Raw genomic sequence first — 14,904 nt, forward strand, 5'->3', positions numbered from 1 at the left:
ATGACCCCATGAAAGGACAGTTCTTACCATGAAACGCTATCTGGATGTTTACAAGCAGTGTATGTATTCAGCTGCGCAATCCGCTGTGGCCTATCGCATGAATTTTATCGTCAGCAGCCTGATCACACTTGTCGGCAACATTTTATTTCCGCTGGTGACCCTGCTTATTTACCGGGCGGGAACCAGCTTTCCCGGCTGGAGCTTGTATGAGGTGTTGCTAATTCAATCTGTATTCACCATGTCCAGCGGGCTTTCAAGTGTTATTTTTGGCGGCGTTCTATGGACTACCATGTCGCATGTCCGTGAGGGAAGCTTCGAGGTTATTCTTCTTAAGCCGCTAAATCCGCTGTTTTATATTGTTGCGACTACATTTTCTACTGACAGTATCGGCTTGTTACTGGGCGGGATATCTCTATTTATATTCTCTGCTGCGCATGCAGGCGCTATTTCGGCCTTGTACTGGCTGCAGTTCGCCGGATTATTCATCGCAGGGACAGCTGTCCTGGCAGGATTATCCCTAATAATGGCCGCTATGTCCTTCAAATGGGTAGGCAATTCGAGAATCTCCGAGCTTGCCGACAGTGTGCTGCACATTGGAAAATATCCATTGCCCATTTTCCCGAAGGCTGTGCAGGCGGTAGCCTCGATGATCATTCCGGTGGGGATGATAGGCTTCTTCCCTGCCTCTGCTCTTCTTGGACGGGCGCAGGCCAGCGATTTCGCGGCTATTCTGCCGTGCTTCTTATTCCTGGCGGCGGGAGTATGGATTTATCGGCATATGATCAGATTGTACGAGGGGGTAGGCGGATGATGCCGGTTATTGATGTGAAGCATTTAACCAAAACTTATAAAACCTACAAGCGTGGCGCAGGTATGGGCCAGACCTTCAAGAGCTTCTTCCAGCGCGAAGAAGTCATGGTCCACGCGGTCAACGATATCAGCTTTGCTATTGAGCAGGGAGAAATTTGCGGCATCCTGGGTCCCAACGGGGCAGGGAAATCAACGGCAATCAAAATGCTCTGCGGAGCACTGTATCCTACAAGCGGGGAAATTCAGGTGCTTGGTTATTCGCCTGCCCGGGACAGAAAGCGCTATGTCGGCAAAATTGGAGCCGTATTCGGTCAGAAATCCCAGCTTATCTGGGATATTCCCCCTATCGACAGCTTTAACATGAACAGAGCAATCTACGGGATCGCCACTCCGGATTTTAAAAGCCGTCTGGAAGAGCTAACGGAGCTGCTGGATATTGCCCATGTGATCGAAAAGCCCACTCGAGTGCTGTCTCTTGGCGAACGCATGAAATGCGAATTCGTCATGGCTATGCTGCACCAGCCGGATATTTTATTCCTCGATGAGCCTACCATCGGGCTGGATGTGATTGCCAAGGTCAAAATCCGCGAATTCGTTCACCAGATGAACAAAAAGCAGAATATGACATGTATCCTGACCACTCATGATCTTGAGGATGTGGAGGAGCTCGCGCACCGGGTCATAGTCATTAACCACGGAGAGAAGGTTTTTGATGATTCGCTTCAGCGGTTGAAGCTTTTCCTGGGTGAGAAGAAACGGGTCAGTTTTACTTTTTCGGAGTCCGTACAGGGCACCGTCTTCGACAATGCCTATACCAAGGTAATCGATAGGCCTTCCGATTTTCAAATTACGCTTGAAGTGGATACGGCCTATATCTCAATCAGCGATTTCCTAGAAGATATCTCCCGGAAGCACCGGTTCTCCGACATTTCGGTCAAGGAGCTCCCGATCCAGCAGGTGGTTATGAATATTTATGAGAATGCAGGGGGTTATTAGACCATGAGTGTTGAATTTAAAAAAGTGAGCGACTTTAGCCGGGGAATACTCTTTGAATTATTGACAGATGCGTACTCATTTGATCGCAGATATGAACAAAGCTGTACATCTGATTGGCAGGATTTTGATAACTTTTTCTTTGACCATTTAGAAATTGCTGATAAATATGGGCTTATCACAACACTAAATGATGAAGCTATCGGATTTGTTTCATGGGACCCGAGAAATATGCCTGAGTATGCGGAAATTGGCCATAATTGCATTACGTCAAAACATAAAGGCAAAGGTTATGGTAACATGCAGCTTCAAGAAGCGGTCAATAGAATTCTCCAACATGATGTGAGAAAAATTATTTTATTCACGAATGATGACCTAATCCCAGCTCAACGAATGTATGAGCGTGTCGGATTCGTAAAAGATCAAAAAAGAGAGAATCATAATGTTGCAAATATTGCGGGTGAACGCATAGATTATGTATATTTTGTAAAGTGAGAATAGTGTTTGTCATTACTAAATTACTAATCCTCTCTCCCAAGATTTCCCATATTCTGCTATGCTAATATAATCACATAGAAGAAGCAGGAGGCGGAATTTTGAATGGATGCATTTCAATATGAGCTTACTTCAGAGACGAATATCAATCTGAAATATGAGTATGGAGGCGAATACTTCACGTTCAGCCTGTATCGGGATGACAGAGGATGGGTTCTTCACCCCTTTGACGGTATCCTCCTGAGGAATCAGGCGATGTGTGCTCTTGTCGCACAAGAGTTGTTCAAGCACAAGCCTTTTCAGGTCATGCTGGCGAAAGAAGGTATTCTCTTCACCGATATACGTTCCACGGTTAACCTTGATAATGTGAACACTCCGATTGCCGCACGCAATGAGCGGGAGCCTTACGATAACGATAACCCGGCTGATGACCTGATGGAATTTGTTCAGCAGCACTCGGTTGAAGAGGTCATTGATTACGAATGTAGCCTTATCGGAAGTCGCATCTCCTTTTATAGAGAAATCCTGCAGCGGATGTTCATGGACAATTTGGGTCCCTCGGATCCTGAATTCCAAAAGGTACAGGATATTGTCCGTATTTACGAACAGTCCTTGGATATGTTATCCAGTCTGAATGGTCCGAATCTCGACGCCGGAAGACGCGGCAGATAATAACCTCTCCAGGTTTTGTCCAGGTTCTACTAATCTTTTGAAAGGCTGGTTCTAATGACATTTGAGCTAATAAAGGGACAAAAATGCAACTTAACAAAAGACGATCCACTCCTTACCCGTATTATAGTAGGAATGGGCTGGCACAATACAAGATCTGAGGTTGAGGTTGATTTTTCTGTGTTTTTGCTTACGTCGTCCCAGACTGTCTCTAAAGATGAGGACCTTATTTATTATGGTAATCCTTCTACTTCGAACCAATCCGTAGCTATATTGCCGTCCGATCAAAGAGTCTGCTCGGGGTTAGCCGATAACACACAGATCGCTGTCGAGCTCAGTCAAATCCCTGCAGACTACGAACGGATTGCATTTGCACTAACGATATATGAAGGTGAGAAACGGCTGCAAAACTTCTCGCTATTGGGCGATGTGTATTTACGGATCGTCAACGCTGCTGATGGAATGGAACTTTTGCGCTACAAGCTTGGTAAAGCCTTTTCGGTAGAGACCGCCATTGTTGTAGGAGAAATCTATAGATATCATAATGAATGGAAATTCAGCGCTGTGGGTTCCGGATATGCAGGAGGCTTAGCTGCCTTATGTAAAAGTTATGGGATACAGGTCAACAACATCCTCCCGTCAGTTCAACCCGTCAGCCCAGTAATTCAATCGCAGCAGTCCCCCCCCTCTCTCCCAGAGCTGCGGTCACGGCCTAAGACGGCGGGCCATTTGCCCCCCTCTTCACCAGCATCACCTTCAGCCGCTCCTTTAAATCTCAATACCATCCTGCTTAAGAAACGCGGGGAGGTGATCAATCTCCAGAAAGGGACTGAATCCCTGGGCGAGATCCTGATCAATCTCAACTGGTATCAAAAAAAATCATCGGGATGGTTCGGAAGTAAAGGAATCGACCTTGACCTTGGTTGTCTGTTTGAATTAAAAAATGGCATTAAGGGCTCTGTCCAAGCACTCGGTGAATCCTTCGGAAGCTTGAACAGGCCGCCTTACATCTCCCTGGACGGGGATGACCGCACCGGATCCATAGCCACGGGCGAGAATCTGCGGATCAATGGCCATTACCTTTCCGAAATCAGCAGAATTGTGATCTTTGCTTTTATCTATGAAGGCATCACGAACTGGTCTGAGGCTGACGCCATTGTAACCATTAAGCAGCAAGGCGGACCAGAAATCGAGGTCCGGCTGGATGAGCATAACAATCATAAGGGGATGTGTGCCATCGCTATGATCCGTAATCAGAAGGATGAGACCTTCAGCGTGGAGAGACTCGTAGAATATTTCGCCGGGCACCAGGAATTGGATCAGTATTATAACTGGAATCTGAGATGGGAAGCCGGCAGCAAATAGTGACTCTTTTCATTTTAGATTGAATTCATAAAATTGTTCGCGTTACAAGACGTAGGTTGTGAAGCACACGCCGCTCTCATACAATGCCTGCCTGAATAATACTTCGGGAGGTATTGTTTTGAGGCGGTTTTTTTGTGGGATACATTAAATTGGGGTTTATGAATTAAGAAGGAGTTCGGTATGTCGCGATTTGAGCAGCAGTACGGGGAATGGTTAAGAAGCAATCTCGAGAATGAGAGCAACCACAGGCGCAGAGAATTACTTGGCAAAGGCTTAGGTCACGGAACAGTTGAGTTCCTCCGCACGGTATGGTTCGCGTGGGGTTGGGGTTGGCGGTGTCAGTTCCATTATTGAGCGTCCGCATTGGACGGTAGCAATTGCCTGTAGCAGTGGGCGGCAATAGTGGGCGGTTGCCGTTGACGATTGTCATTGACGGTTGCAGGTCTGTAATCTCCCCACTCCACTCCATTCACTGCATAACCATCCCGCTTCCCGAAACTGCAAAATTACGGCATCTCTGCCGTTATTTTCTGTGATGGACTCTCAGGGGCTCGAACCCTGGACAAATAGATTAAGAGTCTCCTGCTCTACCATCTGAGCTAAGAGTCCATGTGATTCAGCACCCTCGTTCAATAGGGTATCGCAGTCGCACGGGAGCTTCTGGATAAAATCATCGGCGTAGGAAAAACAAAAGATCCGTTGCCAAATCTGGACGGACCTTTTGTTACTACTTGGGCATCGTTTTATTTGAACCGCTGGGCTTGCCTTGAGGGCATGATGGTTAGTTCCGGAATGCTGACATGCTCAGGCTGCTCCAATGCATAGAGTGCCGCCTCAGCAACATCATCGGGATGTAACGGCAGGACTTTCGAAGCAAACGCGCGTATTTCATCCTCGGAATACCCGGCCACCTGAGAAAATTCCGTTGCCACCGCCCCGGGCTGAATCGTCGTAACGCGAATCCCCTGATCGATTGTCTCCAAACGTAATGCAGACGCTATGGCGTTAACGCCGTATTTGGTAGCGCTGTATGGACCTCCTCCGGCAATCACTTCCTTGCCGGCAATGGAGGAGATGATGATGACATCTCCCTTGCCCTGACCCAGCATTGGCGGAAGCCCGTAGTGCAGCGTCAACATTAGACCGTGTACATTCGTCCTGTACAGCTCCTCCCATCTTTCCAGATCCACTTCTACCAAAGGACTTCGATACCCGAATCCGGCATTGGCAACTATAATATCAAGACGGCCCCAGCGATTAATCGTTTCATTGACCACATGCTGTACTTCTTCAGCCTTTTGAATATCAGCAGGTACCGCCATAACCTCGTACAATCCCTCTTTTTGCAATTCCTGTACCAGCTCATCCAATCGATCCCGTCGACGTGCCACTACAGTCACATGGGCGCCGTGCTTTACCAGTTTTCTGGCGATCGATGCCCCGATTCCGCTGCTAGCGCCTGTCACCAAGGCCACTTTGCCGGACAGACTCTCCTTCTCATTCCAAGATAGCTCCAAATCATCCAGATTCATTTCGCACCCTCCCAGATTCCAACCTTATTTTGTTAAAAGCACACGATGAACGCCCTTGCTGCCTCCGGGTGCCGTTCCTATATATAAATATCCATTATGGCTTGTAGCCGTAGTTACGCCATACAGTTTGCCTTCCTGATCATGCTAGCTTCCGATAAACTCTCCCTGCGGACTGAACTCCCCAGCAAGCCCATGCTTCGCCGGTGAGCTTGCGCCTCCAATGTCATTTTTGAGAGACTTTAGATTTGGACTACGATTTTACCAAAATATTGCTTTCCTTCAGCCAAGAGCGCGAATGCTTCTCCAATTCGATCTAGAGGGAATACACAGTCGATGACGGGATGTAAACGATGATGGGCAATCGCTCGATTCATCTTTTCAAAGTGATCCCGGTTGCCGACTTGACTGCCGCGCACCGTTGCGGCTTTATGCAAGATACTGGAGACATCGTATTCCGCAATGGTCAAGCCCGATAAGAACCCGACCATACTCACGGTCCCACCTGTACGAAGTGCATTTATGGATTTCCCCATCGTTGCCGCTCCTCCAACATCCAGAACATGGTCGACGCCGCCAGTCAACTCTAACGCTGCCTTATCCCAATCAGGAACCTCCGAATAGTTGATCGTTTGCCATGCGCCAAGAGCTTTTGCTCGTTCCAGCTTGTCGTTGCTGCTCGACGTGATGATGACTCGTGCTCCGGCCATAAGCGAGAATTGTAGCCCGAAGATGGAGACACCGCCTGTTCCTTGCAGCAGCACAGTATCACCCGCTTGCAAACCACCGTATTCGATTAGCATGCTCCATGCGGTTAATGCCGCGATCGGCAGGGTGGAGGCCTCCTCATAAGTGAGGTGATCGGGAATAGGGACGACTCCGTCTTCATGTAGCACGACATACTCGGCCGCTACTCCATTCAACGGACCTCCCAGACTTTCTTCTAACACCCCTGGTCTTGGGTTGCCGCCAATGAAGCGCTGTTGAAAATTACCTGCTACTCGTTGTCCGACCTGAAATCTGGTTACTTCTGGGCCAATGGCTACAATTTCTCCCGCTCCGTCTGATAATGGAATGAAGGGAAATTTGACTTCGATCGGCATTAATCCGCCGAGGACCACTAAATCCCGATAATTGAGAGAAGCTGCCCTCATACGGATCAGCACCTCCTTAGGACCTGGCGTTGGTTTGTCGAGTTCCGTCATGGTTAATTCCTCAAAGCCGAAGCCGTTTGTCAGTTGTATAGCTTTCATCATATTTTCCTCCCTGCAAGATAAAATTACTATGTTATAATATAGAAACACCGTTACCGTTGCTCAGAAGTAATTTTCGATTCTTATGAAAGTTAAGTACCACGCATTTACGGTAACGATGTTTCCTATCGGTATCATTGTACCCACCCGATTTTAGAAAGTCAATATGATCTTTGAGCCTCCATCGTTTTATAGACTAGTGAAGGACAACTGTATACAATTCCTGCTAAGATGCCTCCTCCAATACGAACACACGAAAGTTGAAAACCTACCAAGAAGTTCGCATGCAAAATACTGAAAATCTCCACAAGCTCGTTGTTGATGCTGCGGCAACCAATAATGAATTGCTCAACAAAATTCAATTACAGCTTGTTTGTCAATAAAGAAGGCTTGCACAGCAGTTGTATCTGGACGGATGCAAGCTCCTCACTAACGAATTCAAGAGAACGCCGTAAGCTGCTGATCCAGCACAGCATATGCTAAATTTTTAATTGCGTTTGACAGTCTCGTTCATATCAACGATTGGAACACCGGTCCGTTCGCGGAGCGTCCACACCAAGCGCTTACGTCAATCCTGTCAAAAAAAGAGGATATTCCAATCAGCCATTCATGGCTTTAGGAAATCCCCCATTACTTTTAATAATCGGTGCTAATTGTTATATCATGGTAGGTCGAAAATAATTTTTGCATTCCCGTTAACTTTTCCATTGCCCGCTGATAGGCATCACTCCCTAAAAGAATTCGCAAAGGAACATCACCACGATTCACCAGATCATATATTACCTTGGCAGCTTTGTTAGGGTCTCCCGGCTGGTGTCCAGATAATTCTCTAAGGTTTTTGATATTTTCACCTGCCGTTGCTTGATATGCTTCTATAATATTTACATTTTCAGTTGCAGATCTGCTTGCAAAATCCGTGTTAAAATCCCCTGGTTCTACCAAGGAAATATTAATTCCTAGAGGCTTAACTTCTTGACTTAAACTTTCGGAAAAGCCTTCTAAAGCGAACTTAGTGGCATGATAGTATCCGAAACCTGCAAATGCACGTAAACCGCCTAGAGAAGATATATTTAAAATAGTTCCGCTCTTTTGCTCTCTCATAATTGGTAGCACATGATCTATCATGTGCTTGACTCCCCAGAAATTAACAGCAAACATATTTTCAATTTGCTGATCATCAGCATTTTCAACAGGTGAGAAGTAGGCATAACCTGCGTTATTAACAAGAACATCAATTCCGCCAAACTTTTGCTTGGTTGCTTCAACAACACTTTTAATGTGCTGACTGTTTGTGACGTCTAACGGTAAAACCAAAAGATTGTCATTGTCCTGTGCGCCAGGCAGGTAATGTTCTATGTCTAGCGGATTACGCGATGTTGCTACAACTTTGCACTTTTTAGCTATTAGCTCTAAAACTATGGCTTTCCCTAGTCCAGTCGAAGCTCCCGTAACAAACCATACCTTATTTTCCACCAATCATTATCCTTTCTCTATCAAGCATTTATAAGTTATGATAAATATACAACCTGAGAGTTACTCTCAGTCAAGAGAAAGGAGCATATCATGTACACTATTAATGAGGTAGCAAATTTCACAGGGTTATCTCCCCATACGGTAAGGTTCTATGCTAAAAAAGAGCTATTTCCAAATATAATCAGAAATCATCAGAATGTACGTCTTTTTTCCTCAAAGGACGTGGAATATGTTGAAATGGTCAAAGCACTGCGCATGACAGGTATGTCGCTTGAGAATATCAAACAATACATCGATTTATGCGAACAGGGATCAGATACCGTGGAAGAACGCTATAACATCATAAGAGATCAACAATTATTGGCAGAAGATTACCTTCAAGAAGTCACACAACAAATTATGTTGCTACGAAAAAAAGTTAATTATTATCAACAAGCTATTAAGGAGGGTGAAGAAAATATAATTTGGAATCCTCACATATGAAAGTTGAAAGACAAAAGTGATGTGAAAAATGAATTGTCTCAACTGTTCATGAAACAAACGTTTTGTGAAATAATGAACGTTCTATTCTAAGAAGAAGTAGACCAGTGGTTTTAAACAGATCTGTGTTCCCCACTTCTGCTTCATCCTCCCGCTTCCCGAAAAAGCAAAGAAACGGCATTTCTGCCGTTTCTTTAGGATGGACTCTCAGGGGCTCGAACCCCTGACCTCATCGCTCTGAGCATAGAGATGGTTAATGTTGTTGTAAGCTTTTTATTAAGAATCCTAAATGAATATGCTATTCAACGGCTGTCGTTCGATTTAATTAATGTTTGGTGAATAAGCATGAAGATCCCCACAGATGGAATAAGCATTTTTAAATTCAATGAGCTACCAAACGGTCCGGAAATGAAAAGAGTCTGTAAAATATATTGTGTAAACTCTCAAACCCACTAAAATGGAAGTAAGAGAGAGGTTGGGGAGAACACATGGGACTTTGGTCAAAACAACAACTTTGGGAATTCATTAAGACAACAAATCTGGTGACCGCGCAAGATGCACAGAACGCCTTAAAAAGACCTGTCTGAAGGGGCAGATGTAGGGTATTGAGGTCTCTCCTACGCTCATTTCCAATATGATAAGATTGTGCCTCTCATTAAAGAATGGCAAAACCATCTTTTACAAGGCGGCTACATCGTCGTCTATTTGGAAGCGATTCACTTCAAGGTCAAGCAAGACGGGGCCATTATCAACAAGGCCGCCTACATGGTCATTGGCATCGATCTGGACGAAAACAAAGACGTGCTGGGTATGTAGATTGGTGAGAATGAGTCCTCCAAGTTCTGGCTTAACGTGCTGAATGAGCTGAAAAATTCGGGGTAGGGGACATTCTCATAATCTGTATAAACAACCTGTCCGGGTTCTCTCAAGCGATTGCCGCCTGCTATCCTTAAAACGAAATCCAGAAGTGTATTTTCCACCAAATTCGCAGTTCTACACGGTACGTTTCGTACAAGGACATTAAGAAAGTAACTGCCGACTTAAAGCCTATTTACAAGGCACCTACCGAGAAAGGCGCCTTACTTGAACTCGATCGTTTCGAGGAAGTTTGGGGAACAAAGTATCCACTGATTAGCCGTTCATAGCGAACAAATTGTGACGAGCTCGCTACCTTATTCAAGTACCCGCCTGAGATCCGTAAACTGATCTAAACCACAAATATGATCGAGAGTTACTACCGCCAGCTTCGTAAAGTAACTAAGGGTAAAAGCATCTTTCCTACGGATGAAGCACTGCTGCTCTATCTGGTCATCGTCGATGTCACCCGGAAATGGACGGGAAGTGTCCTAAACTGGGCCAAATGCTGCTCCAATTTTCGGTTTTTTTCCCCGACCGAGTCGGTTAACATTTGCGTTAGATTCGCGACTTCCCCCTCAGGGGAAATATGCTTAAAAGAGTTTACACAAAATTATTGACAGACCCTAGCCCATCCAGTGCTGAGTAAGTCTAGCGGCTAAGCCTAAGCAGACTGGATTTAAGTTTTACTTGAACTGACATCAATGCTTTAATTTTATACCCTGAATAACGCTATTCCGTTACAAGAAACAGGTCGATTATGGTCAGATACAACCATGATTGAACTGTTTTTCGTTATTTTCGTCTTCTTGTAGATGTTGCGAAGTGGTGCCGGAAACCAGACGCTTGCCAATATACTCGAAGGCGGAAGCAATATCCTGGTGAATGCAATCGATACGGCATCGTATGAAATGGCAGGGACAATTACGGATTGGACCATGGGACCGAAACCGGAAGGCTATGTTGACCCGAAGGATAATCCTTACAGAAAGAATGCAGGGCAAATTGGCGGGGAACCTCATCAGCATAGGCCTACCGTTGAAGTATTTGAAAAGTGTAAAAACCGCAGGTGCTGTGGGATTCAATACCGTTATTGCTGGTGCGGAAGATCTAATGATTACAGCAGGAAGTAAAGTGGCTGCCAGTACGATGAGATTTGTGCGAGGGAAGCTGCCGGATATCAAGGTGGAAAAGGTTGAGGTGGCAGAAAAACCCGAAGCAGAAATCGAAGTTAAACTAAAGGAGGTAGAAGAACCCCATATTGAAAGGACAGGTAAAGTTATATCTGATGCTGATAGGTTAAAATTGGGAAAATGGAGGTATAGACCATCAGATGAGTTGTGCATAAATTACAAAGAGGTCTTTGATAATCCAAAATATTATGACCAATTAACTGGAGACATTAAGTGGCCTGAAAATGATGGATTCGATGGCGTTCTTAATAAAGCAACTTTAAAAATAGGTACAAGAATTGATAGATATGGTTTTGAAAGCGGAAGTTTTGTTTCACCAGAGTATATTTCATATGAAATGAGGTCTTTAACTCATGGTACATATTCTAAGCCTTACCATGTGTACGAAGTTATGAAGGAAATAGACGCTCTCGAAGGAACAATTGGTCCGTGGTTTGATGAAACTGGCGAAGGTATACAGTTTAAACTGTATACGACGATTCAAGAATTGATTGATGAAGGCTATTTGAAGGAGGTTTTTAACTGATGATGACATTAAATGAACTAGAGAAAAAGCTTTTAGAGATTAACATTCCAAACGATGCATATTTATTAAATGGTGGATTACCCAATGAAGCATTTTGTATTAATGAGAGTGATGGAAAGTGGGAGACTTATTACAGTGAGAGGGGTTCTAAATCTGGAACGAAATTATTTGATAATGAAGGAGAAGCTTGTGATTATTTTCTAACATGGATTAAACGCAATTTTAAAATAACTTAAGGGAATGGAATGGCAGGGACAATTACGGATTGGACCATGGGACCGAAACCGAAGGCTACTATGTTGACCCGACGGATAATCCGTATGGAAAGAATGCAGGACAATTGGCGGGGAACCTCATCAGCATAGGCCTACCGCTAAAGTATTTGAACAGTGTAAAAACCTCAGGTGCAGTGGGGAACTTCTCACCCACCTTAATGAAGTTGGTGGTAGCGGGAGCCATCAGCGGACCGTGGGCGAAGCGATGGACGCGTTCAATGATTTCAGGGATGATGGAAAGCAAAGCCTGGGTGAGCGAATAGCGGAAAGCTATAGAGTATGGCAATTTACTTCAGATGCTTATTTTGGTTACGCATGGAAGCAAGCACAAAAAGAGAAAGAATTAACACAATCACAAAAAGAGTGGTTTCAACAAATGATTAAACATGAGCTTACGGAAATTAAACTTATGAATCAAGGATATCCATATAAAAATCCTGGGGCATACAATCCCTACTCGAATTCCTTTGGTTCTAAGCCTCCAGAAGCACACGACTCAGCTGATCCTCAACCTAAAGGTGAGTTTGATGGGGCGTTTAGCTATAATCTTAAAGAACAAGGTAAAATAGAAAAACAACTAGAAAAAGAAAAAGGAGAATGAATGTGGGATATTTAAACCAGGCGATTAAACGTATTTCCGTAATAGATTGGGGCAGTCTTGGAGAAAAGGAAACTATGTTGCTATGGATAACAAGGATTTGTTTGAGCCGGCAATAAAGCTATATGAAAGAGGTGGCTTTTTCTACAGAAGGGAAGGATATATATATATAAATGGTAGTTCTATTATAATTGCAGATGTTGCTTGGGATGAACAGGAACCACTAGATATAAGTGATGAAACTTTGGATGCGCTAGATGATGGTTGTGCCGAGTAAACTATTGTTACATTTTTCAATATTGATTGAACTACTTAGTGACGTTTAAAACAATCATTCAACCAGCAACCCATGCAAAAATATAGATTGGGTTTACAATGTGGCAGCAAGATCATGCGGTTAGTATGAAAAGGAGACCAAACGGTTGGAGTGTCCCATATAACGATGTAAGGGATATTTTTGCAGACATTCAAAATTCATTTAGGAATAATCCTGAAATAATGCGAATTTATAGAGAAGAAGGGTATGCTAAAGTAAACGATATGTTGATGGAAAAAATAGCTAATAAAATCGGGGGAATCTATAGTGTTTTCAAATAATGATGAAATCGGCTTGAAAAGAGATTTATACGAACAATCAAAGCCTGGGATGATTGATATTTCATCGGTAAGCCCTAATTGGTTTACTTTTATTGATCATGAATGGGACGCACTACAAAAAGATTTCTTTGAAAAGCCTCTCGATGGTTTGTTAGTTGATCTAGTCTCTATATTTAGAGAAGGGAGTCCCAATTACATCAATTTAGGTAGCTTATTTGGCATTGAAAAAAAGAGAGTTGAAGACAAGAATAAGATTATCTACAGTGTTAATCAGGTGAATCGGAAGGAAAACGACATTACTAATGTTACAATGTTTCTTGTTCCTGATAGCCACAAAATCACAGAAATTTATATATATGTACAAGTATTGCCTCAAATGAATGAACTCAAACGCAGATTACAGCAGAGTTATTCTGATTTAATTGTTAATGTTAGCAATGAGTTTGTGATTATTGATAGTGATTTTAAATTAATACTTAAAAGTTATTAAGTAAAAGTAATCCACAATGCGAGTTAATCGCCGTGTTGTGGTTTCTTATGTATTAGTAGATACATAGAATGTTATAAAATTTTATCAAAGGTATGGGCGGTTGTGGGCTACCCAGTGCCGATTGAACCCATGATACAACCAATAGCACACTTAACCCATGTAATACCGCTACAAGATTTCTTGATTTCCTTTGTACGTACGTAAATGCTTGATTAGTAAAACCCAATTTACGCTAAAGCGTTACATATAACAGGTCGATTATGGTTAGATACCACCATGATTGAACTGTTTTTCGCTATTTTCGTCTTCATGTAGATACGGCGAATTGGTGTCTGAAAACAGACGCTTGCCAATATACTCGAAGGCGGAAGTAATATCCTGGTGAATGTAATCGAAACGGCATCGTATGGAATGGCATGGACAATCACGGATTGGACCATGGGACCGAAACCGGAAGATTATGTTTACCCAACGGATAATCTGTACGGAAAAACCGCAGGTGCAGTGGGGAACTTCTCACCCACCTTAATAAAGTAGGTGGTAGCGGGAGCCATCAGCGGGACCGTGGGCGAAGCAATGGACGCGTTCAATGATTTCAGGGATGATGGAAAGTAAAGCCTGGGTGAGCGAATAGCGGCTGTGGGAATCAATACCGTTATTGCTAGTGCGGGAGATCTAATGATTAGCGGAAATCGAAGCTAAAGCAAATTTCGATATGGCAGAAATAAGGGCTGTGACTCCAAATGGGGTAACGTTTAGTCTTAAGCGAGGAACAGGTGGGTGGAATATCAATCCGCTTGATGTAGAGAATATTTTAAAACAAACACAAAGAGAACTTTCTAGTAACCCTGTGGCTCAAGCATTATTTAAAGAAGGTAACACAGAGGTAGTATGGGATATACTATATAGTAAAATGGCGGAAAAAATTAGAGGGCAGTTTAATGTTTATAAATAATGACGAAAGCATTAATGCGAGATTTCTTTATAGAAAACCTGGAGTTATTGGGATATTGGACGATAGTGATAATGATCCCGATGATATGAGTTGGATGGTTGATAACTCGTGGGAATTGTTAAAAGTTAAATTTTCAGAAAGTTCTTTTCAGGAGTTAGTTATAGGATTGGTTGAAATATTTAGAAGGGGACAACCCAATTACTCATCACTTGGTGAGATGTTCGGTAACGATACTAAGGTGGAAGGGGATGTCGAGAAAGTAATATACAATATAACCAATATTGAAAGAAATTTAAATGATATTATAAGAGTCGAGATGTATTTAGGCCCTATAATTCGAAATATTAA

The 14,904-nt window shown here is 43.5% G+C and carries 16 protein-coding genes, 1 tRNA gene and 3 pseudogenes; 16 read left to right on the forward strand and 4 right to left on the reverse strand.

Features of this window, described 5'->3' with window-relative positions:
- The first annotated feature begins 28 nt into the window (after positions 1–28).
- The 6 genes and pseudogenes from A3842_RS09990 to A3842_RS33285 all read left to right on the forward strand — a co-directional run.
- Positions 29–811, forward strand: a complete 783-nt coding sequence (locus A3842_RS09990; RefSeq protein ID WP_074101241.1) for an ABC transporter permease — start codon at positions 29–31, stop codon at positions 809–811.
- Positions 808–1,806 carry an ABC transporter ATP-binding protein gene (locus A3842_RS09995; RefSeq protein ID WP_074101243.1) on the forward strand — a complete coding sequence of 333 codons (999 nt, stop codon included), beginning with the start codon at positions 808–810 and terminating at the stop codon, positions 1,804–1,806. Before A3842_RS09990 ends, A3842_RS09995 begins: the two co-directional genes overlap by 4 nt.
- 3 nt (positions 1,807–1,809) lie before the next feature.
- The gene (locus A3842_RS10000; RefSeq protein WP_074101244.1) at positions 1,810–2,298 is read left to right on the forward strand and encodes a GNAT family N-acetyltransferase; all 489 of its coding nucleotides are present in this window, start codon (positions 1,810–1,812) and stop codon (positions 2,296–2,298) included.
- Positions 2,299–2,403: 105 nt separating this feature from the next.
- Positions 2,404–2,970, forward strand: a complete 567-nt coding sequence (locus A3842_RS10005) for a hypothetical protein (RefSeq protein ID WP_074101246.1) — start codon at positions 2,404–2,406, stop codon at positions 2,968–2,970.
- A gap of 54 nt (positions 2,971–3,024) precedes the next feature.
- Positions 3,025–4,332 carry a TerD family protein gene (locus A3842_RS10010; protein ID WP_074101247.1) on the forward strand — a complete coding sequence of 436 codons (1,308 nt, stop codon included), beginning with the start codon at positions 3,025–3,027 and terminating at the stop codon, positions 4,330–4,332.
- A gap of 180 nt (positions 4,333–4,512) precedes the next feature.
- A pseudogene (locus tag A3842_RS33285) lies at positions 4,513–4,647 on the forward strand (transcriptional regulator); the annotation flags it as partial.
- 221 nt (positions 4,648–4,868) lie between these two features.
- Here the strand turns inward: A3842_RS33285 and A3842_RS10020 are convergent.
- From A3842_RS10020 to A3842_RS10040, 4 genes are all read right to left on the reverse strand, one after another.
- A tRNA-Lys gene (locus A3842_RS10020) sits at positions 4,869–4,941 on the reverse strand.
- Between the two features lie 134 nt (positions 4,942–5,075).
- The gene (locus tag A3842_RS10025) at positions 5,076–5,864 is read right to left on the reverse strand and encodes an SDR family oxidoreductase (protein ID WP_074086324.1); all 789 of its coding nucleotides are present in this window, start codon (positions 5,862–5,864) and stop codon (positions 5,076–5,078) included.
- Between the two features lie 239 nt (positions 5,865–6,103).
- Positions 6,104–7,114: a zinc-dependent alcohol dehydrogenase family protein gene (locus A3842_RS10035; RefSeq protein WP_074101249.1), complete on the reverse strand. Its 1,011-nt coding sequence runs from the start codon at positions 7,112–7,114 to the stop codon at positions 6,104–6,106.
- Positions 7,115–7,750: 636 nt separating this feature from the next.
- Complete coding sequence (locus A3842_RS10040; RefSeq protein WP_083609545.1) at positions 7,751–8,587, reverse strand: oxidoreductase; 837 nt, start codon at positions 8,585–8,587, stop codon at positions 7,751–7,753.
- 90 nt (positions 8,588–8,677) lie between these two features.
- On the opposite strand from A3842_RS10040, the gene A3842_RS10045 reads away from it, so the two are divergent.
- From A3842_RS10045 to A3842_RS10090, 10 genes and pseudogenes are all read left to right on the forward strand, one after another.
- Complete coding sequence (locus A3842_RS10045) at positions 8,678–9,070, forward strand: MerR family transcriptional regulator (RefSeq protein WP_074101252.1); 393 nt, start codon at positions 8,678–8,680, stop codon at positions 9,068–9,070.
- A 598-nt stretch (positions 9,071–9,668) separates the two neighbouring features.
- Positions 9,669–10,472 (forward strand): annotated as a pseudogene (locus A3842_RS10050) (IS256 family transposase); the annotation flags it as partial.
- 413 nt (positions 10,473–10,885) lie between these two features.
- Positions 10,886–11,641, forward strand: a complete 756-nt coding sequence (locus A3842_RS10055; protein ID WP_218618671.1) for a TNT domain-containing protein — start codon at positions 10,886–10,888, stop codon at positions 11,639–11,641.
- A complete protein-coding gene (locus A3842_RS10060) occupies positions 11,641–11,877 on the forward strand; it encodes a hypothetical protein (RefSeq protein ID WP_256701642.1) in 237 nt (78 codons plus the stop codon). Before A3842_RS10055 ends, A3842_RS10060 begins: the two co-directional genes overlap by 1 nt.
- Positions 11,878–12,109: 232 nt before the next feature.
- Positions 12,110–12,517, forward strand: coding sequence for a hypothetical protein (locus tag A3842_RS10065; RefSeq protein WP_074101255.1), 408 nt, complete (start codon positions 12,110–12,112; stop codon positions 12,515–12,517).
- A gap of 82 nt (positions 12,518–12,599) precedes the next feature.
- Positions 12,600–12,791: a hypothetical protein gene (locus A3842_RS10070; protein ID WP_074101257.1), complete on the forward strand. Its 192-nt coding sequence runs from the start codon at positions 12,600–12,602 to the stop codon at positions 12,789–12,791.
- 98 nt (positions 12,792–12,889) lie between these two features.
- Positions 12,890–13,111, forward strand: coding sequence for a DNA replication complex GINS family protein (locus tag A3842_RS10075; RefSeq protein WP_074101258.1), 222 nt, complete (start codon positions 12,890–12,892; stop codon positions 13,109–13,111).
- Positions 13,098–13,601: a hypothetical protein gene (locus A3842_RS10080; RefSeq protein ID WP_074101260.1), complete on the forward strand. Its 504-nt coding sequence runs from the start codon at positions 13,098–13,100 to the stop codon at positions 13,599–13,601. The genes A3842_RS10075 and A3842_RS10080 overlap by 14 nt, the downstream gene beginning before the upstream one ends.
- 715 nt (positions 13,602–14,316) lie before the next feature.
- Positions 14,317–14,556, forward strand: coding sequence for a hypothetical protein (locus tag A3842_RS10085; RefSeq protein WP_074101262.1), 240 nt, complete (start codon positions 14,317–14,319; stop codon positions 14,554–14,556).
- Positions 14,543–14,904 (forward strand): annotated as a pseudogene (locus A3842_RS10090) (hypothetical protein); the annotation flags it as partial. The gene A3842_RS10085 and the pseudogene A3842_RS10090, both read left to right, overlap by 14 nt.

The organism is Paenibacillus sp. P3E, from assembly GCF_001909045.1.
Taxonomy (GTDB): Bacteria; Bacillota; Bacilli; order Paenibacillales; family Paenibacillaceae; genus Paenibacillus_AQ; species Paenibacillus_AQ helianthi.